The organism is Methylobacterium sp. WL103, from assembly GCF_008039885.1.
Taxonomy (GTDB): Bacteria; Pseudomonadota; Alphaproteobacteria; order Rhizobiales; family Beijerinckiaceae; genus Methylobacterium; species Methylobacterium cerastii.
In genome coordinates this window covers 1-1239 of record NZ_VRUX01000900.1, presented here as the reverse complement: position 1 = coordinate 1239, position 1239 = coordinate 1, and the positions used below count along the sequence as shown (strand labels likewise).

Genomic DNA, 1239 nt, shown 5'->3' with positions numbered 1-1239 from the left:
CTCGCGCCCTCGCCCGCGAGCCGCGGGTGCTGCTCCTCGACGAGCCGATGGCGGCCCTCGACCGGAGCTTGCGCGAGGAGACGCAAGGGGAGCTGCGCGCCCTGCAGCGCCGGCTCGGCACCGCCTTCGTCGTCGTCACCCACGACCCCGCCGAGGCGATGACCCTTGCCGACCGCGTCGGCGTGATGGATCGCGGACGGCTCGTTCAGGTGGGGCGCCCCGCTGACCTCTACCGCCGGCCGGCCACGCGCTTCGTCGCGGGCCTACTCGGCGACGTGAACCTCATCCCCGGCCGCCTCGGGGCGGACGCGCCCGGCCCGCACCGCGCCGTCGAGACCGCATTCGGGACCTGGCTCGGGCGCGCACCCGAGGCGCCGCTCGCGGCCGGCGCCGCGGTCGTCCTGGCAGTCCGCCCCGAAGATCTGCGCCCGAAAGATCTGCGCCCGAAAGATCTGCGCCCCGAAGATCTGCGCCCCGAAGATCTGCGCCTCGGCGGGGAGGGCGCGCCCGCGACGCTGATCGAGGAGACCTTTCTCGGCGACCGCATCCGCCGCGTCCTCCGCCTCGCCGACGGCACCCTCCTGCGCGCGACCGCCGCGCCGGGCGAGGGGGCACCGGCCGTGGGCGAAGCGGTCGCGATCCGCTTCGCCCCCGACGCCGCGACGATCCTGCCGGCATGAGAGGACCGGCGATCCCTACGATCGTCGTCAGGCCTATCTCCGACGACGACCCGCCTTCCCCCTGAAGCGGGCAGAGCGATCGCACATGGCTTTTCCAGCCCTCGCTGCGGTGAGGGTGGTGCGTCGACGCCTGGTGGAAGCCAATCGGGGGTCGATGCGCGCAGTGCAGGACTTGTCCACGACGGCTCGGGACCTCGCCCTCCTGCGCCGTCTCGCCCTCGACATCGTCGGCCGGGACGAGAAGAAGGCCCCTGTGCACACCAAGCGACGACTGGCTGGATGAAGGGACGACGACCTCGGCTCGACGCACAAGTCCGAGACATCCGACAAAACCGCCCCGTCCTTGCTTGACCCAACAGACGGCCGCTCATCATCGCATGCAGGAACGGCCCAAATCGGGGCGGGCTCGGGACGATCTTGACAAAATTCCTACAACCTGCCTATAACCCCATCACGCGCTGCACGGCGCTGGGGCTGCGTTTCGTCCCGGTGCCGCCGTAGGAGCCGGCCCGGTGACCGCCGGGGCGGTCGGCAGCGTGGCGGCTCCCGGGTCGTCGGT

General features: G+C 72.1%; 2 protein-coding genes. Both read left to right on the top strand.

All coding sequences use genetic code 11. From position 1 onward, the window contains the following. Positions 1–680, top strand: a 680-nt coding sequence (locus FV222_RS31955) for an ABC transporter ATP-binding protein (RefSeq protein WP_210248515.1), incomplete at its 5' end; no start/stop codon positions are given. Positions 681–834: 154 nt separating this feature from the next. After that, positions 835–963 (top strand): hypothetical protein, encoded by a 129-nt coding sequence (locus FV222_RS31950; RefSeq protein WP_281406936.1) that lies wholly within the window; start codon positions 835–837, stop codon positions 961–963. Positions 964–1239: the final 276 nt, after the last annotated feature.

Bases quoted from the DNA above. Each gene is read 5' to 3' on its own strand.
- FV222_RS31950 (WP_281406936.1), top strand. From the start codon at position 835: ATGCGCGCAGTGCAGGACTTGTCCACGACGGCTCGGGACCTCGCCCTC.